Source organism: Azospirillum largimobile (genome assembly GCF_977007025.2).
In genome coordinates this window covers 947,501-969,004 of record NZ_CDRMUA020000002.1, presented here as the reverse complement: position 1 = coordinate 969,004, position 21,504 = coordinate 947,501, and the positions used below count along the sequence as shown (strand labels likewise).

Genomic DNA, 21,504 nt, shown 5'->3' with positions numbered 1-21,504 from the left:
ACCGGGAGGAAGACGGCATGACCGTCCTGAAGAGCGCCCTGAACGCGCGCTCCGCCGAGTTCCAGGCCAACGCCGACGCCATGCAGGCCCTGGTCGACGATCTGCGCCGGAAGGTCGCCGCCATCCAGCAGGGCGGCGGCGCCAAGGCGCGCGACAAGCACCTCGCTCGCGGCAAGCTGCTGCCGCGCGAGCGCATCCGCCAACTGCTCGACGTCGGCTCGCCGTTTCTGGAGCTGTCGCAGTTGGCCGCCGACGGCGTCTATGCCGAGGACATTCCGTCCGCCGGCATCATCGCCGGCATCGGCAGCGTCGCCGGGCAGGAATGCATGATCGTCGCCAATGACGCGACGGTGAAGGGCGGCACCTACTACCCGCTGACGGTCAAGAAGCATTTGCGGGCGCAGGAAATCGCGCAGCAGAACAACCTCCCCTGCATCTATCTGGTGGATTCGGGCGGCGCCAACCTGCCGAACCAGGACGAGGTCTTCCCCGACCGCGACCATTTTGGCCGCATCTTCTACAACCAGGCCAACATGTCGGCCGAGGGCATCCCGCAGATCGCCGTGGTGATGGGAAGCTGCACCGCCGGCGGCGCCTATGTCCCGGCGATGTCGGACGAGGCGATCATCGTCCGCAACCAGGGCACCATCTTCCTGGGCGGCCCGCCGCTGGTGAAGGCCGCGACCGGCGAGGTGGTTTCGGCCGAGGATCTCGGCGGCGCCGACGTCCATTCCCGCACGTCGGGCGTCACCGACCATTACGCGATGAACGACGCCCATGCGCTGGCGATGGCGCGCCGCGTGGTGTCGAACCTGAACCGGGCCAAGCACATCGACCTGGATCTGCGCGAGCCGGAGGAACCCGCCTTCGACCCGCGCGAACTGTACGGCGTCATCCCCAGCGACGCCCGCAAGCCCTTCGACGTGCGCGAGGTGATCGCGCGGGTGGTTGACGGCTCCCGCTTCGACGAGTTCAAGCCGCTCTACGGCACGACGCTGGTGACGGGCTTCGCCCACATCTTCGGCTATCCGGTCGGCATCATCGCCAACAACGGCATCCTGTTCAGCGAATCCGCCCTGAAGGGCGCCCATTTCGTCGAGCTGTGCTGCCAGCGCCGCATCCCGCTGGTGTTCCTGCAGAACATCACCGGCTTCATGGTCGGCCGCAAATACGAGGCCGGCGGCATCGCCAAGGACGGCGCCAAGCTGGTCACCGCGGTCGCCTGCGCCAAGGTGCCGAAATTCACCGTCATCATCGGCGGCAGCTATGGCGCCGGCAATTATGGCATGTGCGGCCGTGCCTACAGCCCGCGCTTCATGTGGATGTGGCCGAACGCCCGCATCTCGGTCATGGGCGGCGAGCAGGCGGCCGGCGTGCTGGCCCAGGTCAAGCGCGACGCCATGGAAGCCCAGGGCAGGCCGTGGTCGGCCGAGGACGAGGAGGCACTGAAGGCGCCGATCCGCGCCCAGTTCGAACGCGAGAGCCACGCCTATTACGCCAGCGCCCGGCTGTGGGACGACGGCATCATCGACCCGGCCGACACCCGCATGGTGCTGGGCCTCGGCTTGTCGGCCTCGCTGAACGCGCCGGTGCCGAAGACGCCCTTCGGCGTCTTCCGGATGTGATGGGGGCGACCATGAGCGATATCCTGATCGAGGTTGCCGACACCGGCGTCGCCACCGTCACCATGAACCGCGGCGACGTCCACAACGCCTTCAACGAGCAGGTCATCGCCGACCTGACCGCGGCCTTCCGCCGGGTGGGCGAGGATCCGGCGGTGCGTGTCGTCCTGCTGCGCGGCGTGGGCAAGAGCTTCTCGGCCGGGGCTGATTTGTCCTGGATGAAGAAGATGGCCGGCTACTCCCACGCGGAGAATCTGGCCGATGCCATGGGCCTCGCCACCATGCTGCGCACGCTGGACGAATGCCCGAAGCCCACGGTCGCCGTGGTGCAGGGGCCGGCCTTCGGCGGCGGCGTCGGGCTGGTTTCGGCCTGCGACATCGCCATCGGCGTGGAGACGGCCACCTTCGCCCTGTCGGAGGTGCGGCTGGGCATCATCCCCGCCGCCATCAGCCCCTATGTCATCGCCGCCATCGGCGAGCGCGCCTGCCGCCGCTACTTCCTGACCGGCGAGCGCTTCAGCGCGGCGGAGGCCCACCGCATCGGCCTGCTGCATGAGCTGACCAGCGCCGACGGGCTGGAGGAGACGGTGGCGAAGACGGTCAAGAACCTGATGGACAGCGCCCCCACGGCGGTCACCGCCGCCAAGGAGCTGATCCGCGCCGTCGCCCGCCGGCCGCTGACCGAAGAGGTCATGCGCGACACGGCGGAGCGCATCGCCCGCCAGCGCGCCAGCGCCGAAGGCAAGGAGGGCGTCGGCGCCTTCCTCGACAAACGCACCCCGTCCTGGCGGAGCTGATCCAATGTCCCAAATGGCAATGTTCGACAAGATCCTGATCGCCAACCGCGGCGAAATCGCCTGCCGGGTCATCCGCACCGCCCGCCGCATGGGCATCAAGACCGTCGCCGTCCATTCGGAAGCCGACGCCAAGGCCATGCATGTCCAGATGGCCGACGAGGCCGTCTGCATCGGCCCGGCTCCGGTCGGCGAAAGCTATCTGCGCGGCGACGTCATCCTCGACGTGGCGAAGCGCACGGGGGCGCAGGCCATCCATCCCGGCTACGGCTTCCTGTCGGAGAATGCCGGCTTCGCCGCCGCCTGTGCGGAGGCCGGCGTCGTCTTCATCGGCCCGCCGATCGAGGCGATCCGCGTCATGGGCTCCAAGGCCGAGTCCAAGCGGCTGATGGCGAATGCCGAGGTGCCGCTGGTTCCGGGCTATCACGGCACCGACCAGGACTTCGCCACCCTGTCGGCGGAGGCCGAGCGCATCGGCTATCCGGTGCTGGTCAAGGCGTCGGCCGGTGGCGGCGGCAAGGGCATGCGCGTGGTGCGCGCCGCCAACGAACTGGCCGACGCGGTGGCGGGCGCCCAGCGCGAGGCCAAGGCGGCGTTCGGCGACGATAGCCTGCTGCTGGAGAAGTATCTCGGCCGGCCGCGCCATGTCGAAATCCAGGTCTTCTGCGACACCCACGGCAACGGCGTCTATCTCTTCGAGCGCGATTGCTCGGTGCAGCGCCGCCACCAGAAGGTGATCGAGGAGGCGCCGGCCCCGAACCTGCCCGACGACCTCCGCCGCCGCATGGGCGAGGCCGCGGTGGCCGCCGCCAAGGCGGTGAACTATGTCGGCGCCGGCACCGTCGAGTTCCTCTATGAGGATGGCGGCTTCTACTTCATCGAGATGAACACCCGCCTGCAGGTGGAGCATCCGGTGACGGAGAAGATCACCGGGCTCGATCTGGTCGAGTGGCAGCTGCGCGTCGCCGCCGGCGCCGAACTGCCGCTGCGCCAGGACCAGCTGACCCGCCGGGGTCATGCCTTCGAGGCGCGGCTCTATGCCGAGGACCCGCAGCGCGACTTCCTGCCGGCCATCGGCAAGCTGGTCCGCCTGCGCCCGCCGGCCGAGAACGACCATGTCCGCGTCGATACCGGCGTCCGCGAAGGCGATTCGGTGACGATGTATTACGACCCGATGATCGCCAAGCTGATCGTCTGGGACGAGGACCGCGACAGCGCGCTGCGCCGCCTGCGCGTGGCGCTGGCCGAGTATGAGGTGGTCGGCGTCACCACCAATGTCGGCTTCCTCGGCGCCATCGCCGGCCATCCGGCCTTCAAGGCGGTGGAGATCGACACCGGCTTCATCGAGCGCCACCGCGCCGACCTGCTGCCGCCGCCGGCTCCGGTGGCCGACCGGGCGCTGGCCGCCGCGTCCCTGTCGGTGCTGCTGAAGCGCCGGGAGGAGGCCCAGGCCGCTCTGCGTGCCCGTTCCGACCGCTACTCGCCCTGGCTGCTCGCCAATGGCTGGCGGCTGAACGAGGAAAACCATTACGACCTGCGCCTGATGGACGGCGACGCGGCGCGCGAGGTGACGCTGCATTTCCGCGCGGATGGCTATGAGGTCGCGGTGGATGGCGGCAAGCGGATGCCGGTCACCGGCGTCAGCCTGTCGGACGGCCTGCTGACCGCGACGCTGGACGGCATGCGCACCCGCGCCACTGTGGTGCAGCAGGGGCTGGACATCACCGTGCTGATCGACGGCGCGGTGTCCCGCCTGACGCTGGACGATCCCAGCGCCCGCGCGGCGGAGCAGGAGGGCGGCTCCGGCCGTCTGACCGCGCCGATGCCCGGCACTGTGGTCCGCGTGCTGGTCGAGCCGGGCCAGAGCGTGGAGGCCGGCGCACCGCTGATGCTGCTGGAAGCCATGAAGATGGAGCACACCATCAAGGCCCCGGCGGCCGGCACCGTCAGCGCCGTGAATTTCGCGGCGGGCGATCAGGTGTCGGAAGGCGTCGACCTGCTGGTTCTCGACATCGCGGAGGCCTGACGATGCAGTTGCCGAAATTCGTCCGCATGGTGGAGGTCGGCCCGCGCGACGGCCTCCAGAACGAAAAGTCGATGGTGCCGACGGCGGTGAAGGTGGAGCTGGTGAACCGCCTGTCCGACGCCGGGTTGAGCGTGGTCGAGGCGGCCAGCTTCGTCTCGCCCAAATGGGTGCCGCAGATGGGCGACAGCGCCGACGTGCTGGCCGGCATCGCCCGTAAGCCCGGCGTGCGCTATGCCGCCCTCACCCCGAATCTGAAGGGGCTGGAGGGCGCGCTGGCGGCCAAGGCCGACGAGGTGGCGGTGTTCGGCGCCGCCTCGGAAAGCTTCAGCCAGAAGAACATCAACTGCTCCATCGCCGAGAGCCTGGACCGCTTCGCGCCCGTCATGGAGCAGGCCAAGGCGGCGGGCGTGCCGGTGCGGGGATACGTCAGTTGCGTGCTCGGCTGCCCCTATGAGGGGGAGATCGCGCCGAAGGCGGTGGCGGACGTGGCGGAGCGGCTGTTCGCCATGGGCTGCTACGAGATCTCGCTGGGCGACACCATCGGCACCGGCACGCCGACCAAGGCGCAACTGATGATCGCCGCGGTGGCGGAGCGGGTGCCGGTCGACAAGATCGCTGTCCATTTCCACGACACCTATGGGCAGGCGCTGGCCAACATCCTGGCGGCGTTGCAGATGGGGGTGGCGGTGGTCGACAGCTCCGTCGCCGGCTTGGGCGGCTGTCCCTATGCCAAGGGGGCGAGCGGCAACGTGGCGAGCGAGGATGTGCTGTACATGCTGAACGGCCTCGGCATCGAGACCGGGGTGGATCTGGACAAGCTGATCGCGGCCGGGGCGTTCATCAGCGACGCCATCGGCCGCCCCACCGCATCGAAGGTGGCCCGCGCTCGTGGTTGTGCGTGAGGGACTCTTCGGCAACGAAGGGCCGCGCTTCCGGCAGGGGGTGCGGCCCTTTCGTATCCGGGGGGATGGCCCCTTCGCATCCCCTTCGCATCTTGGGCGTCCCACCCCATATAGGTCCGGTCCTCGGCCAGACGTGAACGACCGCCCGTGCGTATTCCCGACCTGAACAGCCTGTACGATGCCGGCAGCCGGCTTCTTCTGGAATCGACGGTGCGCGTCGGCGTCACCGGGCTGCGGCGGGCGGGCAAGACCGTCTTCGTCACCGCGCTCGTCGACAATCTGCTGAAGGCCGGGCGGCTTCCCTTCCTCGACGTCATGTCGTCCGGGCGTTTCCAGGCGGCGCGGCTGCGGCCGCAGCCCGATCCGGACGTGCCGCGCTTCGACTTCGAAGGCCATCTGGCGGCGCTGACCGGTCCCGATCCCCATTGGCCGGAGCCGACGCGCGGCATCGGCCAGATGCGCGTCTCGCTGCGCTACCGTCCGGATTCGGCGCTGAAGCGCGCGGTGCAGCCGGTGGCGACGCTGAACCTTGATCTCGTCGATTATCCCGGCGAATGGCTGCTCGACCTGCCGCTTCTGCGCCAGAGCTTCGCGGACTGGAGCGCGCTCACCCTGGAGCTTGCCGCCCGGCCGCCGCGCGACGAGCTGTCCGCCTCCTGGCGCGGCTGGCTCGCCACCATCGATCCCTTGGCAGCGGCGGAGGAGGAGACGGCGCGGCGCGGGGCGGCGCTCTACACCGACTATCTCCACGCCTGCCGTCGCGCCGACACGCTGCTCAGCCTCATCCAGCCCGGCCGCTTCGTCGAGCCGGGCGACATGAAGGACGCGCCGCTGCTGACCTTCTGCCCGCTGCCCCCGCCGCAGTTCGCCGGGTCGCGGGGGCGCGGCAGCCTGTGGGCGCTGATGGAGGAACGGTACGAGGCCTACAAGACCAACGTCGTCCGCCGCTTCTTCTCCGAGCATTTCGCCAAGCTCGACCGGCAGATCGTGCTGATCGACGTGCTGGGCGCGCTGAACGCCGGCCCGGCCGGGATGGCCGACATGAAGCGGGCGCTGGAGCTGAGCCTGGAGCCTTTCCGCCACGGCTCGTCGGGCTGGCTCGACTGGCTGCTGGGCACCAAGATCGACCGGGTGCTGTTCGCCGCGACCAAGGCCGACCACATCGCCGCCCACCAGCATGCCCAGCTGCGCGCGCTGCTCGACCGGCTGGTCGGCGATGCCCGCAACGCCATCCGCTTCGAAGGCGCCCAGGTCGAGACGATGGCGATCGCCGCGCTGAAATGCACCGACAGCGTGGTGACGGAGCATGAGGGGCGGCAGCTGCGCTGCGTGCGCGGCGTGCCGGTCGGGCGCGACCGTCCGACCGTGCTGTTCCCCGGCGAGATCCCGGAGGATGCGGAAGCCTTTCCGCCCGGCCGTGACCGCCCCTACAATTTCCTGGCCTTCCGTCCGCCCGACGACCTCGGCCGCGATCCCCGCGGCCTGCCGCACATCCGCGTCGATCAGGCCCTGCAATTCCTGCTGGGGGATTACCTGCTGTGACGGAGCGCGACAGCGACACCCGCAAGGCCGCGAAGGGCTGGGTCCCGCCGATGGAATTGGAGATCGACCGCGCCGCTCCGGTGTCGGTTGAGGAGGAGACGGCGCTGCTGACCGGATCGGGCGACCCGGCGGAGCTGCTGCCGGCCCCGGCCGCACCGGTGCGGACGACGCGCCGGCTGGGGCGCTGGCTGTTCGGGGCGTTGGCGGCGCTGGTGGTGGTGGCGCTGGGGTTCGACACCGCCGACCTGCTGAACCGCGCCTTTGCCACGAGCGTTGCGCTGGGCGTGCTGGTGGCTCTGCTGGCGGCGACCGCGGGCATCGCCGCGGTGGCGATGCTGGTGAACGAGTTGCTATCGCTGCGTCGCCTGCGGCGGATCGAGGAATTGCGGGCCGAAGCTGGGCGTTTGGAAGTCGAGGCGCCGGGCGGGCGGGCCGACCGTTTCGCCGGGTCGCTGGTGGCGCTCTATGCCGACCGGCGGGAACTGGCCCCGGCGCTGGCCCGCGTGCGCGATCATGTGACCGACGCCCATGACGAGCATGAGGTGGTGCGGCTGCTGGACCGCGAGGTTCTGGCCCCGCTCGACCGTGCCGCCTATCAGCGGGTCCTGCTCGCCTCGCGCGACACCGCCGTCGCCACCGCGCTGAGCCCGGCCGCGCTGCTGGACTTCGCGGTGGTCCTGTGGCGTAACCTGAAACTGGTGCGGGAGATCGCCTCGCTCTACGGCGCCCGGCCTGGCTATGTCGGCTCGCTGCGGCTGTTGCGCCGGATGCTCGCCAACATCGCCGTCGCCGGGGTGACCGAGAGCGCCCATCATGTGGCGGTGGAGGCGCTGGGCGGCTCGCTTGCCGCCGCGATCTCCACCCGGATGGGGCAGGGGGTGATCAACGGCCTGCTGACCGCGCGGGTCGGGCTGACCGCCATGCATCTGTGCCGCCCCATCGCCTTCGGCACCGACAACCGCCCCAGCCTGAACCGCATCAGGAAGGAACTGCTGTCGGTGCCCAAGCAGGTGCTGTGACGCGTCAGGCGAGGTCGAAGACCAGCACCTCGGCATCGTCGGCGCGGTCGAGCGTCACCGCCTCCTCCTCCGTCAGCGCGGCGCCGTCGCCGGCCTTCAGCAGGGTGCCGTTCAGATGGACCCGGCCGCGGGCGACCTGGACCCAGGCATGGCGGCCGGGGCGCAGGGGCAGGGTGGCGCTTTCCTCGCCATCCAGCAACGCGGCGTACAGGTCGACATCCTGGTGGATGGTGACGCTGCCGTCACGCCCGTCACGCGACCCGACCAGCTTCAGCTTGCCCTGCTTCTCCGCAGCCGGGAAATCCGCCTGCTGGTAGCCGGGGGCCAGGTTGTTGGCTTCCGGCAGGATCCAGATCTGCAGGAAATGCACCGGCTCGGTGTCGGACGCGTTGTACTCGCTGTGGCGGATGCCGCGGCCGGCGCTCATCACCTGGACCTCGCCCGGACGGATCACCGACCCGGTGCCGATGGAGTCCTTGTGCTCCAGCGCGCCGTTCAGCACGTAGGAGACGATCTCCATGTTGGCATGCCCATGGGTGGGGAAGCCGGCGCCGGGGATCACGCGATCCTCGTTGATGACCCGCAGGGCGCGGAAGCCCATGTGGCCGGGATCGAAGTAATGGCCGAACGAGAAGCTGTGGTTGCTGTTCAGCCAACCCATGTTGGCGACCCCACGCTCGTCGCGATGGCGAATGGTGATCATGATGGAACCCTCCGTGCTCGTTGGGGTGTGTGCCCTTGTCTGGGGGGGAATTTGGCACCAGACGGCGCGCGGAACAATCTGGGGAGTTCGCATCAGATCGTTGCTGATGGAGCTACAATATCAGCCGGCCAGCGGCACCCCCACCGCGAAGACCGTGCCGCGCCCTTCCACCGAGCGCACCGTCACCGGATGCTCCAGCAGCCGCGCCAGCCGTTCGACGATGGCGAGCCCCAGGCCGATGCCTTCGCTGCGATCGCGGTCGGGGCGGTCGAGCTGGACGAACTCCTCGAAGATGCGCCGGCGGTCGGGTTCCGCGATGCCGCGTCCGGTGTCGTAGACCTCGATCCACAGCCGGTCGCCGCGGGTGCGGCAGCCGACCAGCACGCCGCCGGCCTCGGTGTAGCGGATGGCGTTGCCGATCAGGTTGCGGACGATGCGCTCCAGCAGCGCCGGGTCGCTGCGCACCACGGCGTTGGTCGGGACGGCGCGCAGCCGCAGTCCCTTGGCTTCCGCCAGCCCGGCGAACTCCGCCTCCAGCTGGTCGAGCAGCGGGGAGAGCGGCAGGTCGGCCAGCCTCGGCGTCACCGCGCCGGATTCCAGCTTGGAGATGTCGAGGATCGCGTTCAGCAGGTCGCGCATCGACCGCTGCGCCGCCTTCAGGTCGGTCAGCAGCGCCGCCGCCTTGGCGCTCTGCGGCTGGCGTTCCAGCATGCCGGTGAACATGCCGATGGCCTGGAGCGGCTGCTGCAGGTCGTGGCTGGCATGGGCGAGGAAGCGGGACTTGGCGCGGTGGGCCTGCTCGGCCGCGGATTTGGCGGCGTGCAGTTCGGCCGTGCGCTCGCGCACCTGCTGTTCCAGCGTGGCGTTGGCCCGTTCGATCGTCTCGGCCATGCGCAGGATCTCGGTGAACTGGCGGCGCACCTGCCGGGTCATCGGCCGGAAGATCGCCAGCGCCTCCACCGCCAGGATCAGCAGGGTGATCAGCAGGGCGGTCAGCCCCAGCCGGTGCAGGGTCTGGAATCCCTCCTCGCCTTCCTCCTGGTAGAGGGCGACCATCTCCTCCAGCCGATCCAGCAGCGGGCCGAGGGCCTGTGAGGTGATGCGGTCCGCTTCGGCCCGGTCGGGGGGCTGGCCGGCGGATGCGGCGGCGATCACCCGGCGCAGGGCGGCGATGTGCCCGGTCACCACCGGGTCCAGCGGATCGGCACCGCCATAGAACAGATCATTGGGGGGCGGCCCCGTCGGCGGGCCTTCCTCCGGCCCGGCCCGGCCGCTCAGCCGGCGGTGGGCCGCTTCGAACATGTCGGTGGTCACGGCCAATTGGCGGGCGAGGTCGGTGCGCACCGCCGGATCGGTGGCGGTCTTCAACTGCTCGACCAGAAGGGCCGTCCGCTGCGACAGCATGCGCTGGCGGCCGGAGACGTTGACGACCTCCAGCATGCGTTCGTGCTGGCCGATCACCCCTTCGGTCATGACGAAGCCGGCGAGCGTGCCCAGGGCGATCAGCGTCAGCGCCAGCGCATAACGCACGGTCATCCAGCGTGCCGTGGTGGTGCCGGTCGGTATCATGCCCATATCTCGCCCATGTGTCCCCTCGGCGGTGACGCCGATTGCGGTCATAGGACAGCATCATTGGGGCATCTGCCGCGTCGCGGCAATGGCCGACGGTGACGCTGGTGCTATGAAGCCTCGGTAAAGCCGCAAGCCTCCAGCGCCGCCCGCATGTGCGGCGGAACCGGCGCCACGGCGCCCACCGGATCGCGCTTCGGGTAGAGCGGCAGCGAGATGGCGCGGGAGTGCAGGTGCAGCGGCTTGCCCTCCGGCCCGCCATATTGGGGATCGCCGACCAGCGGGCAGCCGATGGAGGCGCAATGGACGCGGATCTGGTGGGTGCGGCCGGTGTGCGGCGTCAGCTCCAGCCAGGTCAGCCCGTCGGCCTGCCCGCGCACGACATAGTCGGTCATCGCCGCCTGTCCGTCGGGCGAGCCGACGATGCGCCAGCCGCCGGTCTTGTTGGAGACCTTGGCGAGCGGCAGCTCGATCCGCCCGGACTCCTGCGGCGGGGTGCCGGCGACCACCGCCCAATAGGTTTTGTCGACCTTGCCGTTCTGGAACAGGATGCCGATCTTGCGCAGCGCCTTGGCATGGCGGCCCAGGATCAGGCAGCCGGAGGTGTCGCGGTCCAGCCGGTGGGCAAGGGACGGCGGCTTGGGGAAGCCGAAGCGCAGCGCGTCGAAATGCCGCTCCAGGTTCGGCCCGCCGGCGGGGCCGGCATGGACCGGCAGCCCGGCGGGCTTGTCGAGGATCAGCATCAGCCCGTCGCGGTACAGGATGCGGTCTTGGATTTGGGCGGGTGTCACGGGCAACTCATCCCCAGGCGCGGGAAATCAGGAGGTCGATGGCGGCGATGATGCGGTCGCTGTCCTCGGCAAGGGAGCAGACATTCTCGCCGAGCTGGTCGGCTGGAACCGAAGCAAGTTGCAGAGGATTCAAAATCACATCATGGCCTTCGATCACGAACAGCGGCGTCAAGGAAGGCTCTGTACTCTGAACTTTGCCGGCCAACAACAGCGGTGCGATCACCCTTCGGGCAGATGCGTCAAACCGTTGTGATTCCACGATCACCAGATACGGAATGCCCGAGCGCGCCGCCGTTCGGTTCCGATGCACATCGAATTGAGCCATCACAGGTGATCGAGATGTTCGTCGGCAAAAGAGCCATATTTGGCGTCGAAATCGTTCAGCGCCGCAATCGTGGCATCCAGGCGACGTTCGCGATCCGCTTTGGTCACCTCGTCGGCCAGCAGCTTCTCCACCCGCTCGGACAGGTCGCCGGGCAGGGACTGCGCGCGTTGCAGGATGTCCTCGTCCAGCGAGAGGGTGATGTCCCGCTTCGGTGCGCGGCGGTCATAGACACCGTCCATTGGAAAGCCCTCCCCTGGTCCCGATGTACTGAAGATAGGCGCCCCCGGTGCCGTCCGGCAAGCTGGCAGCAGAAACGGGCGGGCAGGAAAAAAGGGCGCGGGGCCTCTCGCAAGGCGCCGCGCCCCCTCTCACATCCGGTCCGCCCAAATCAGGCGAGCTTCAACTCCTTGAAGAAGTCGTTGCCCTTGTCGTCGACGATGATGAAGGCCGGGAAATCCTCGACCTCGATGCGCCAGATGGCTTCCATGCCGAGTTCGGGATACTCGACGCACTCCACCTTCTTGATGCAGTCCTGGGCCAGACGGGCGGCGGCGCCGCCGATGGAGCCGAGATAGAAGCCGCCATGCTGCTTGCAGGCCGCCGTCACCTCCGGGCTGCGGTTGCCCTTGGCCAGCATGACCATGGAGCCGCCCGCCGCCTGGAACTGGTCGACGAAGCTGTCCATGCGGCCCGCCGTGGTCGGCCCGAAGGAGCCCGAGGCGTAGCCTTCCGGCGTCTTGGCCGGGCCGGCGTAATAGATCGGGTGGTTCTTGAAGTAATCCGGCAGCGGCTCGCCGGCGTCCAGGCGGGCGCGCAGCTTGGCGTGGGCCAGATCGCGGGCGACGATCAGCGGGCCGGTCAGCGACAGGCGGGTGCGGATCGGATACTGGCTCAGCGTGGCGCGGATCTGCTCCATCGGCTGGTTCAGGTCGATCTTCACGACCTCGCCCGACAGATGCTCGTCGCCGATCTCCGGCAGATACTGGGCCGGATCGGTCTCCAGTTGTTCAAGGAAGATGCCGTCCTTGGTGATCTTGCCCACCGCCTGACGGTCGGCCGAGCAGGACACGCCGATGCCGATCGGCATCGAGGCGCCGTGGCGCGGCAGGCGGATGACGCGGACGTCGTGGCAGAAATACTTGCCGCCGAACTGGGCGCCGATGCCCATGTTCTGGGTCAGCTTGTGGACCTCGGCCTCCATCGCCAGATCGCGGAAGGCGTGCGCGTCCTCGCCGCCCTCGGTCGGCAGGTTGTCGAGGTAGCGGGCCGAGGCCAGCTTGACCGTCTTCAGGTTCTGCTCCGCCGACAGGCCGCCGATGACGATGGCGAGGTGGTAGGGCGGGCAGGCCGAGGTGCCGAGATAGCGGATCTTGTCTTCCAGGAACTTCAGCAGCCGGTCAGGCGCCAGCACCGACGGCGTGGCCTGGTGCAGGAAGGTCTTGTTGGCCGACCCGCCGCCCTTGGCCATGAACAGGAACTTGTAATAGTCCTCGCCCTCGGAATAGATGTCGATCTGCGCCGGCAGGTTGTTCCGGGTGTTCTTCTCCTCATACATGGAGATCGGCGCCAGCTGGCTGTAGCGCAGGTTGCGCTTCAGGTAGGCGTCGCGGGCACCTTCCGACAAAGCGGTCTCGTCGCCGCCCTTGGTCCAGACGCGGCGGCCCTTCTTGCCCATGATGATGGCGGTGCCGGTGTCCTGGCACATCGGCAGGGTGCCGGCGGCGGCGATGTTGGCGTTCTTCAGCAGGTCGAGCGCCACGAAGCGGTCGTTGGCCGACGCTTCCCCATCGTCCAGGATCTTGGCGAGCTGGGCCAGATGGCCCGGACGCAGCAGATGGTTGATGTCGGAGAAGGCAGCCTCGGCCAGCAGGCGCAGACCTTCCGGCTCGACCTTCAGGATCTGCTCGCCGTCGAACTCGACGACCGAGACGTGATCCGAGGTCAGCTTGCGGTAGGTCGTGTCGTCCTTGGCGAGCGGAAACAGGCCGCGGGCTGAGGCGATGTCGTCGGGCATTGGGGCGTTCCTTCGTGGCGATCCAATGGCGTCCGCTCGCCTCCGCGAAACCGCGCCCGGCCGGGCGCGCGAAGGGGGCAGGCCGCGCTCGGCCCCCCTTATACACCGCTGCGAGGCGGAGACAACCATCGGCGGGACGGAAGGCGGCGCGGCGGTTTGTCGTGGGGGAAATGGTGGGGAAGTGGTCGTACCGGTGGCGTTCGGTGCCCCCTCCCCATCCCTCCCCCGCTTCGCGGGAGAGGGGGTAGGAACTTTGCGGGAGTGCAGCGGAGTTCCCTCTCCCGCGATAGCGGGGGAGGGTTAGGGAGGGGGCACCGAACGCCCCCTACGCCGCCGCCTTCACATGCCCCTCGACCGCCTCATGCCCGTGGACGGCCGGTTCGGCCGGGGCGCCGACCCACTCGCCGTGGGCGGGGATTTCCTCGCCCTTCATCACCAGGGTCAGCGGACCCAGGCGGGCGAAGTCGCCGACATGGGTGTCGTACAGCACGGTGGCGCCGGCTCCGATGGTGACCCCGTTCCCGACGCTGACCCGGCCCACCTTCATCACGCGGTCCTCGTACAGATGGGTCTGCAGGGCCGACAGGGCGTTGATGGCGCAGTGGTCGCCGACCGACACGCAGTCGAACTCCGTGATGTCGGTGGTGTCCATGTAGACGCCCTTGCCGAACTTCGTGCCGAACAGGCGCAGCACCCAGGGCAGCATCGGCGTGCCGCGCAGATGGTCGAGCAGCACCTTGCCGGCCAGACCCCAGTACAGCACGGCCACCGCCTCCGTCCGCATGGCCCACCAGGACCACATCGGCTTCATGGTGGGGGCGTAGCGGCCCATCAGCAGCCATTTCACCAGCGCCACCACCAGCACCATCGCCGAGGGGATGGCGACGCTGACCGCCAGGAACTGCCAAAGGAAGGTGCCCCAGCGCCCGTCGAGGATGGCGGGGGCGAAGAACTCCACCGCGAAGGTGCCGAAGGTGATGAACAGCATCGTCGGCATCGACAGGCTGAAGGCCTCGAACACGGCGCGGCCGAGACGGCGGGCGCGGGACGGCTCGAAGGTCCAGTTGGCCGACACGTTGTCGAACTTCTGGCGCACCGGAAGCTTGATCGGCGGGCTGCCGAACCAGGTGTCGCCGGCCTGCATCTCGGCATTGGCCGGCGGCTTGGACTTGATGCCGATCAGCGTGCCGGTGGGGATGGAGGCGCCCGGCGGAACCACGGCGTCGTTGCCGACGAACACGCGGGCCTCGGTCTTCACCGGCTGCAGATGCATCCAGCCGCGGCGGATGTCCTCGTCGCCCAGCACCACCTCGTCGGCGATGAAGCACTTTTCGCCGATCTCCACCAGATCGTAGCGCCCGGCGAGGTTGGTCGAGATCTCGGCGTCGCGGCCGATCTTCGCCCCCATCAGGCGGTACCAGGCCCGCATGTAGACGGTGGCGTAGAGCGAGCTGAGGGTCTCCAGCATCACCTCGGTCGCCAGCGCCACGATCCATTTGCGGACGTAGAACCAGCTGTGGACCGAATAGGATCCCGCCTCCACCTTCGGCAGCACGATCCAGCGTGCGGCGGCGATCAGCAGGACGGTGATCGCCACCAGGAACATGGCGGTCGGCCAGGCGATGGCGGGGACATAGATCAGATAGTTCACCTTGAACAGCCCGCCCATCCAGGCGTCGAGCCGGTCGAACAGGTAGAAGGCCGGGAAGATCGGGATCAGCGCCACCGGCGGCAAGCCGACCAGCGCCACCAGATAGACCAGTCCCTGGATGGTCCGCTTGACGGCGCCGGCGCGCGGCTCCTGCGGCAGGGCGGCGCGGTCGACCACGCCCACCTTGCGGGCGGGCGAGCCGTCCCAGGATTCGTAGGCGCCGGTGCGGGTGCCGGCGGCGAGCGCGGTCAGGTCGGCCAGTTCGGTGCCGGGGGCGACGACGGCGTCATGACCGATCACGCAGGAGGTGCCGATATAGGCGTCGTCGCCGATCTCGATGGTGCCGATCACCAGCTCGTTGCCGATCACCTCGGCATTCGCCAGCTTGACCTTGCCGCCGGTGCAGGCGCCGCGGCCGATGCCGACCAGATCGATGGCTCCGGATTCGAACTCGCCGATCATCGCGTCGGCGCCTATCCTGGCGCCGAGCGCGCGCAGGAGCAGCCGCATCACCGGCGATCCCTGGAACCACTTCAGGTGGACCAGCGCGATGAAGCGTTGCGCCAGCCACCAGCGGTAATAATAGACGCCCCACAGCGGGTAGCGGCCCGGCTTGGTCCGGCCGATGATCAGCCATTTCGCCGCGATGGCGATGGCGACGGTGGCGATGTTGATGACGACATAGACGCCGAACAGCGTCGTGACCTCGCCCAGCAGACCGGCATCCTCGCCCGACAGCAGCATGTAGCTGACGAACACGCCCAGCCACTGCACCGTCATCAGCGCCAGGATGACCGGCAGCGCCGCGGCCTGGGCCAGACCGCACAGCAGGCGGCGGCGCAGCGGCGGCGGTTCGAAGGACAGGTCGGCCGGCTTGGTCCCGCGCCCGGCCGGCGCCTTGGCGTCCTGCCGCTCGGCCATCGCCCGCAGCGTGCGGGCGCCATAGACGTCCTGCAGGGTCAGGCTGGCCAGCCCGGCGGTCTCGCGCACGGCCGACACGAAGCGCGCCGCCAGCAGCGAATGGCCGCCGAGGTCGAGGAAGAAGTCTGCCTCCAGCGGGATCGACTGTCCTGGGAAAACGCGGCGGGCGGCCTCCAGCAGGGCGGCCTCGGTCGGGGTGCGCGGCTCCTCCTGCTCGCCCGAGCCGGCATCCTCGGTCAGGGCCATCGCCTGCAGCGTCTTGCGGTCGGCCTTGCCGGAGATCAGGCGCGGCAGCTCGGCCACCTGTTCGTAATGCGCCGGCACCATGTAGGCCGGCAGCTGGGCGCGCAGAGCGTCGCGCAGCGCGATCTTGTCGAGGGAGGCGCCGGGCTGCGTCACCAGGAAGGCGACCAAACGGTCCAGCCCGTTGTCGGTGCGCAGGACCACGGTGGCCTGGGCGACGCCGGGCAGGTCGGTCAGCTTCGCCTCGATCTCGCCCAGCTCCAGACGGAAGCCGCGGATCTTCACCTGATCGTCGATGCGGCCATGGAAGCGCAGGTTGCCGTCGGCATCGACGCTGACCGCGTCACCGGAGCGGTAGAGCAGCGGGTCCTGAAATGCACCGGGCCCGCCGGAACGGTACGGGTTGGCGATGAACTTCTCCGCCGTCAGCTCCGGCCGGCCGAGATAGCCCTGGGCCACGCCGGGGCCGCCGATCAGCAGCTCGCCCTGGGTGCCGGCGGCCACCGGCTGCAGCGCCTCGTCCACCACATAGCAGGTGTAGTTGGGAATCGGGCGGCCGATGGTGACGGGGGTCTCGGGCAGCACCTCTGCCACCGTGGCGACGACGGTCGCCTCGGTCGGGCCGTAGCTGTTGAACAGGCGCCGGCCGGGACGGCACCAGCGCGCGGCGATGGCCGGTGGGCAGGCCTCGCCGCCCAGGATGACGACGCGCAGGGACGGCACGTCCTTCGGCAGCATCGCCAGCAGGGTCGGCACCGTGTCCAGTACGGTGACGCCGGCCTCGTTCAGCACGTCGGCCAGCCGGTCGACCTCGTCCAGCACCTGGCGGCTGGCGACCCATAGGGTGGCGCCGGCCAGATAAGGGACGAAGATCTCCTCCAGCGACAGGTCGAAGGCCACCGAGGCGCCCTGGAACGCCACGTCGTCGGCGGTGATGCCGTAGACGCTGTTGGCGGCGCGCAGGTAATGGCAAATGTTGCGGTGGCTGATGACGATGCCCTTGGGCTTGCCGGTCGAGCCCGAGGTGTAGATGGCGTAGGCCGGGCTGTCCGGCGTCACCCCGTCGGTGCGCAGGTCGAGCGGACGGTCGTCGTCGCCCAGCACATCGCCGATGCGCAGGATCTGGACGTCGGCGCCGGCGTCGGCCAGCATCGCCGCCTTGGTCCCGGTCACCAGATCGATCAGGATCGCCGGGGCGGCGCAGTCGGTCAGGCTGACGGCCACGCGCTCGGCCGGGGCGTCGGCATCGAAGGGCAGATAGGCGGCGCCCGCCTTCAGGATGCCCAGCAGCGCCACATGCAGGTCGAGCGACCGCGCCATCCACAGCCCGACGAAGCAGCCGGGGCCGATCCCGCGCGCCCGCAGGCCGCGGGCAACCCGGTTGGCGCGCGCCTCCAACTCGGCATAGCTGACGCGCCGGCCTTCATAGACGATGGCCGTGCGGTCCGGATAAGCCGCGGCGGTCGCCTGCGGGATGTCGGACAGCAGCTCTTCCCGCAGCAGGGATGGGTCGATCGGGCCGCTCAGCGTCGGCACCGCCGGGGAAGTGGTCCAGGGAGCGGACGTCGTCGATTGACCGGCCGGGGTAACGTCGGTCGGGCCGTTGGCCCGCGCAGTCAGCAGAGTCACGCTGTGTCAGCCTTCCAAAAGGAATCAGCGCGGTGGCGCCGGAGGGACCCGTTCATCGGCTGGTCCCGGCGGTCGGCTGAACGCGGCGATGGGCCGCTCGCATGTTGTGGCGCTTTATGGTTAATGAATGCTTGCCGTCCGGCATGACGGCACGCGTACCGATGGGAGATGGCAAGTCTTGGGCTTTCCAAGCGCTGCGCAAGCAACATTCGCCCCAACCAAAAGAAAGAATAAGACCTGCCGGCGCCGGATACATGGGTATACATGAACAAGCGGACGGCGCTTTCATGATCCGTTCCACGGCGGTGGTCAAGGGTGTCCTTATGTATGCCTGCCGATGCGCCAGGGCATGTGTCGGCGCCACCACATGCCCGCCGATGGCCGGGCTGCCGTCGTGCGCCTTCCGGAAAGTCATGCCCGATCCTGCGCTGATGTAGGTCGACCGGCGGGATCCGCATCATTCGGCTTCTGCATGGCTGCTGCTCCCCGCGCTCCGCCTCAGCCATCCTCTTTCATGATGGACGTCATTAAAAATCAGATTCATGATGATCGTCATCATAACTGGGCCGGTGCCGCAATGGCCGCGCCGGCCATCCGAACGTCAGGAGAGGGTCATGAGCATTTCGACGGACATGAGTGGGCGGGTCGCGCTGGTCACCGGCGGCACGTCCGGCATCGGACGGGCGGCGGCGCTTGCTTTCGGTGGAGCGGGTGCGACCGTCGTCGTCACCGGCCGGCGCGAGGCGGAGGGGCTGGAAACGGTGGAACTGATCGACCGTGCCGGCGGGATCGGACAATTCGTGGCGGCCGATGTCGCCGATGCGGCGCAGGTGGCATTCCTGTTCGAGAGGATCGAGCGCGACCATGGCCGTCTCGACGCCGCCTTCAACAACGCCGGTATCCATCAGGTCGGCCCGGTGACGGAGATGGAGGAGGCCGTGTTCGACCGCGTCCTGACCGTCAACGTGAAGGGTGTCTGGCTTTGCCTTAAGCATGAGCTGACGATCATGCGCCGCCAGGGCCACGGCGCAATCGTCAATACCGGGTCGGTGCTGGGCCAGATCGGCATGGCCGGCAACGCCGCCTATTCGGCGAGCAAGGCGGCCGTCGAGGGGTTGACCCGCACCGCCGCCATCGAAGTCGCGGCACTGGGAATCCGCGTCAACGCCATCTGCCCGGCGATCATCCAGACGCCGATGACCCAGGCCTCCTTCGGCGGGGCCGAGCGGGTCGAGGCGGCCCTGGGCCCGCTCCATCCCGTCGGCCGCGTCGGCCGTCCGGAAGAGGTCGCCGCGGCCGTGCTCTGGCTCTGTTCCGACGCCGCCGGCTTCGTCACCGGCCAGTCGATCAACATCGACGGCGGCGTCACAGCCCGGTAGGCCGGACAAAGCAAGCCGTGGGATGGCGCTCTATCCCCCCAAATGCTCCAGCGGCAAGGCGGTGCGGTAGCGCACCTGTTTCAGCGCGAAGCTGGAGCGGATGTTGGCGACGCCGGGGATGCGGGTCAGGTGCTCCTTCAGGAAACGCTCGTAACTGGCAAGGTCCGGCACCACGACCCGCAGCAGGTAATCGGCGTCGCCCGTCATCAGATAGCATTCCAGCACCTCCGGCCGCGCCATCACCGCCGCCTCGAACCCGTCGAGCCGCGCCTCCACCTGCCGTTCCAGGCTGACGCTGACGAAGATGTTGACCGGCAAATCGACCGACGCCGGGTCGACCAGCGCCACATAGCGGGCGATCACCCCCGCCTCCTCCAGCACCTTGACCCGGCGCAAGCAGGGGGAGGGCGACAGGCCGACCCGCTCCGCAAGTTCGGTGTTCGGCAGGCGGCCATCCTCCTGAAGGGCGGCCAGGATCTTCCGGTCTATGCGGTCGAGAGATTGTTTTGGCATCAAATGCCGTTCCCCGCGCTGAATTGGCATTCAATGCTAAAGCGGAACCGTGGCGACCGCCACTTTGCAAGCATCTGCCCGATCACAAATGATAGGCTTGCCCAACCATAACCTCCAGCCGGGAGCATCCCCATGACCGCGATCCAGCCGTCCTCCGCCGATCTCGCCTGCCTGGCCGAGCTGGAGCGCAAGGTTCTCTGGCTCGCCTCCTGGACCATCCACAACGCCAACCATGTCCGCCCCAACCTGGACGGGCTGAAGATCGGCGGCCATCAGGCTTCCAGCGCCTCGATGTCGACCATCCTGACGGCGCTCTATTTCTCCGCCCTGCGGCCGGAGGACCGGGTGGCGGTGAAGCCCCATGCCAGCCCGATCTTCCACGCCATCCAGTATCTGCTGGGCAACCAGACGCGGGAGAAGCTGGAGAATTTCCGCGGCTACAAGGGCGCCCAGTCCTACCCGTCCCGCACCAAGGACGTGGACGACGTCGATTTCTCCACCGGCTCGGTCGGGCTGGGCGTGGCGCAGACCCTCTTCGCCTCGCTGGTCCAGGATTACCTGAAGGCCAAGGGCTGGGCCGCCGGGCTGCCGGAGGGCCGCATGGTCTCGCTGGTCGGCGATGCCGAGATGGACGAGGGCAACATCTTCGAAGCCCTGCAGGAGGGCTGGAAGCACGGCCTGCGCAACACCTGGTGGATCGTCGACTACAACCGCCAGAGCCTGGATGCGGTGATTCGCGAAGGGCTGTGGGAGCGGCTGGAGAACATCTTCCGCGCCTTCGGCTGGGACGTGGTGATCCTGAAATACGGCACCCTGATGCAGGAGGCGTTCAAGGAGCCGGGTGGCGAGCGCCTCCGCCACTGGATCGACAGCTGCCCGAACCAGCTCTATTCGGCCCTGACCTATCAGGGCGGTGCAGCGTGGCGCCGCCGCCTGATGGACGATCTGGGCGACCAGGGCGACGTCACCCGCCTGATCGAGCGCCGCAGCGACGAGGAACTGGCCCGGCTGATGGGCAATCTCGGCGGTCACGACCTGCCGTCGCTGCTGGAGGCCTTCGCCAATGCCCGCACCCATGACCGGCCGGTCTGCTTCATCGCCTACACCGTCAAGGGATTCGGCCTGCCGCTGGCCGGCCACAAGGACAACCATTCAGGATTGCTGACGCGCGAGCAGATGGACGGCTTCCGCATCGCCAACAAGGTCCGTCCGGGCCATGAATGGGATCGTTTCGAGGGGCTCTCCCTGCCGGAAACCGCGCTGGAGGACTTCCTCCGCCGCGTCCCCTTCGCGCAGAAGGGGCGCCGCCGCTACGAGGCGCCGGCCGTCGCCGTGCCCGCCGCCCTGCAGGCGCCGACGCAGAAGAGCCTGTCGACCCAGGCCGCCTTCGGCCTGATCCTTAACGAGATCGGGCGCGAGCGCTTGGCGCTGGCCGAACGCATCGTCACCACTGCGCCGGACGTCACCGTCTCCACCAACCTCGGCGCCTGGGTGAACCGGCGCGGCCTGTTCGCCAAGAGCGAGATGGCCGACCTGTTCAAGAAGGAACGCATCCCCTCCACCTACAACTGGGACTTCTCGCCGAAGGGCCAGCATCTGGAACTGGGGATCGCGGAGTCCAACCTGTTCATCCTGCTGTCGGCGCTCGGCCTGTCACACAGCCTGTTCGGGGAGCGGCTGCTGCCGATCGGCACCGTCTACGATCCCTTCATCATGCGCGGCGCCGACCAGCTGAACTACGCCTGCTACCAGGATGCCCGCTTCATGCTGGTGGCGACGCCGTCGGGCATCACGCTGGCGCCGGAGGGCGGGGCGCACCAGTCCATCGCCACCCCGCTGGTCGGCATGGCGCAGGATGGCT

16 protein-coding genes (1 of these 16 running past the window's edge) are annotated in these 21,504 nt (G+C 68.7%); 8 read left to right on the top strand and 8 right to left on the bottom strand.

All coding sequences use genetic code 11. From position 1 onward, the window contains the following. Positions 1 to 17 precede the first annotated feature (17 nt). From ACWPKK_RS17595 to ACWPKK_RS17570, 6 genes are all read left to right on the top strand, one after another. Positions 18 to 1,625, top strand: a complete 1,608-nt coding sequence (locus ACWPKK_RS17595; protein WP_452006620.1) for a carboxyl transferase domain-containing protein — start codon at positions 18 to 20, stop codon at positions 1,623 to 1,625. 11 nt (positions 1,626 to 1,636) lie between these two features. Continuing rightward, positions 1,637 to 2,419 carry an enoyl-CoA hydratase/isomerase family protein gene (locus ACWPKK_RS17590; RefSeq protein WP_452006618.1) on the top strand — a complete coding sequence of 261 codons (783 nt, stop codon included), beginning with the start codon at positions 1,637 to 1,639 and terminating at the stop codon, positions 2,417 to 2,419. 19 nt (positions 2,420 to 2,438) lie between these two features. Beyond that, positions 2,439 to 4,442 carry an acetyl-CoA carboxylase biotin carboxylase subunit gene (locus ACWPKK_RS17585; RefSeq protein ID WP_452006700.1) on the top strand — a complete coding sequence of 668 codons (2,004 nt, stop codon included), beginning with the start codon at positions 2,439 to 2,441 and terminating at the stop codon, positions 4,440 to 4,442. A 2-nt stretch (positions 4,443 to 4,444) separates the two neighbouring features. Continuing rightward, positions 4,445 to 5,344 carry a hydroxymethylglutaryl-CoA lyase gene (locus tag ACWPKK_RS17580; RefSeq protein WP_324865589.1) on the top strand — a complete coding sequence of 300 codons (900 nt, stop codon included), beginning with the start codon at positions 4,445 to 4,447 and terminating at the stop codon, positions 5,342 to 5,344. Positions 5,345 to 5,491: 147 nt separating this feature from the next. Further along, positions 5,492 to 6,886: a YcjX family protein gene (locus tag ACWPKK_RS17575; protein ID WP_452006615.1), complete on the top strand. Its 1,395-nt coding sequence runs from the start codon at positions 5,492 to 5,494 to the stop codon at positions 6,884 to 6,886. Next, complete coding sequence (locus tag ACWPKK_RS17570; RefSeq protein ID WP_452006612.1) at positions 6,883 to 7,905, top strand: TIGR01620 family protein; 1,023 nt, start codon at positions 6,883 to 6,885, stop codon at positions 7,903 to 7,905. The genes ACWPKK_RS17575 and ACWPKK_RS17570 overlap by 4 nt, the downstream gene beginning before the upstream one ends. Before the next feature lie 4 nt (positions 7,906 to 7,909). Here ACWPKK_RS17570 and ACWPKK_RS17565 read toward each other — a convergent pair whose 3' ends face one another. From ACWPKK_RS17565 to ACWPKK_RS17535, 7 genes are all read right to left on the bottom strand, one after another. Further along, positions 7,910 to 8,608 (bottom strand): pirin family protein, encoded by a 699-nt coding sequence (locus ACWPKK_RS17565; RefSeq protein WP_452006609.1) that lies wholly within the window; start codon positions 8,606 to 8,608, stop codon positions 7,910 to 7,912. Positions 8,609 to 8,728: 120 nt separating this feature from the next. Further along, the gene (locus tag ACWPKK_RS17560; RefSeq protein WP_452006607.1) at positions 8,729 to 10,183 is read right to left on the bottom strand and encodes an ATP-binding protein; all 1,455 of its coding nucleotides are present in this window, start codon (positions 10,181 to 10,183) and stop codon (positions 8,729 to 8,731) included. Between the two features lie 104 nt (positions 10,184 to 10,287). After that, a complete protein-coding gene (locus ACWPKK_RS17555) occupies positions 10,288 to 10,968 on the bottom strand; it encodes an RluA family pseudouridine synthase (protein WP_452006604.1) in 681 nt (226 codons plus the stop codon). Between the two features lie 7 nt (positions 10,969 to 10,975). Then, entirely contained in the window at positions 10,976 to 11,293 is a 318-nt protein-coding gene (locus ACWPKK_RS17550; protein ID WP_452006601.1) for a CcdB family protein, read from the bottom strand. Continuing rightward, positions 11,293 to 11,532: a type II toxin-antitoxin system CcdA family antitoxin gene (locus ACWPKK_RS17545; RefSeq protein WP_452006598.1), complete on the bottom strand. Its 240-nt coding sequence runs from the start codon at positions 11,530 to 11,532 to the stop codon at positions 11,293 to 11,295. The genes ACWPKK_RS17550 and ACWPKK_RS17545 overlap by 1 nt, the downstream gene beginning before the upstream one ends. A gap of 149 nt (positions 11,533 to 11,681) precedes the next feature. Further along, positions 11,682 to 13,307 (bottom strand): fumarate hydratase, encoded by a 1,626-nt coding sequence (locus ACWPKK_RS17540; RefSeq protein WP_452006595.1) that lies wholly within the window; start codon positions 13,305 to 13,307, stop codon positions 11,682 to 11,684. Between the two features lie 325 nt (positions 13,308 to 13,632). Further along, complete coding sequence (locus ACWPKK_RS17535) at positions 13,633 to 17,751, bottom strand: Pls/PosA family non-ribosomal peptide synthetase (RefSeq protein WP_452006592.1); 4,119 nt, start codon at positions 17,749 to 17,751, stop codon at positions 13,633 to 13,635. A gap of 620 nt (positions 17,752 to 18,371) precedes the next feature. On the opposite strand from ACWPKK_RS17535, the gene ACWPKK_RS17530 reads away from it, so the two are divergent. Further along, positions 18,372 to 19,130, top strand: coding sequence for an SDR family oxidoreductase (locus ACWPKK_RS17530; RefSeq protein WP_452006697.1), 759 nt, complete (start codon positions 18,372 to 18,374; stop codon positions 19,128 to 19,130). A 30-nt stretch (positions 19,131 to 19,160) separates the two neighbouring features. Here the strand turns inward: ACWPKK_RS17530 and ACWPKK_RS17525 are convergent, their stop codons facing one another. Beyond that, the gene (locus ACWPKK_RS17525) at positions 19,161 to 19,643 is read right to left on the bottom strand and encodes an Lrp/AsnC family transcriptional regulator (RefSeq protein WP_324865567.1); all 483 of its coding nucleotides are present in this window, start codon (positions 19,641 to 19,643) and stop codon (positions 19,161 to 19,163) included. A gap of 132 nt (positions 19,644 to 19,775) precedes the next feature. Here ACWPKK_RS17525 and ACWPKK_RS17520 point away from each other — a divergent pair, with 132 nt between their 5' ends. Next, on the top strand, positions 19,776 to 21,504 hold the 5' portion of the coding sequence (locus tag ACWPKK_RS17520) for a transketolase (protein ID WP_452006589.1). It continues 683 nt past the right edge of the window; 1,729 of the gene's 2,412 nt are visible here — the first part of the coding sequence; it begins with the start codon at positions 19,776 to 19,778; its stop codon lies off the right edge, out of view.

Bases quoted from the DNA above. Each gene is read 5' to 3' on its own strand.
- ACWPKK_RS17525 (WP_324865567.1), bottom strand. From the start codon at position 19,643: ATGCCAAAACAATCTCTCGACCGCATAGACCGGAAGATCCTGGCCGCC.
- ACWPKK_RS17550 (WP_452006601.1), bottom strand. From the start codon at position 11,293: ATGGCTCAATTCGATGTGCATCGGAACCGAACGGCGGCGCGCTCGGGC.
- ACWPKK_RS17590 (WP_452006618.1), top strand. From the start codon at position 1,637: ATGAGCGATATCCTGATCGAGGTTGCCGACACCGGCGTCGCCACCGTC.
- ACWPKK_RS17545 (WP_452006598.1), bottom strand. From the start codon at position 11,532: ATGGACGGTGTCTATGACCGCCGCGCACCGAAGCGGGACATCACCCTC.
- ACWPKK_RS17580 (WP_324865589.1), top strand. From the start codon at position 4,445: ATGCAGTTGCCGAAATTCGTCCGCATGGTGGAGGTCGGCCCGCGCGAC.
- ACWPKK_RS17595 (WP_452006620.1), top strand. From the start codon at position 18: ATGACCGTCCTGAAGAGCGCCCTGAACGCGCGCTCCGCCGAGTTCCAG.
- ACWPKK_RS17565 (WP_452006609.1), bottom strand. From the start codon at position 8,608: ATGATCACCATTCGCCATCGCGACGAGCGTGGGGTCGCCAACATGGGT.
- ACWPKK_RS17560 (WP_452006607.1), bottom strand. From the start codon at position 10,183: ATGGGCATGATACCGACCGGCACCACCACGGCACGCTGGATGACCGTG.
- ACWPKK_RS17540 (WP_452006595.1), bottom strand. From the start codon at position 13,307: ATGCCCGACGACATCGCCTCAGCCCGCGGCCTGTTTCCGCTCGCCAAG.
- ACWPKK_RS17585 (WP_452006700.1), top strand. From the start codon at position 2,439: ATGTTCGACAAGATCCTGATCGCCAACCGCGGCGAAATCGCCTGCCGG.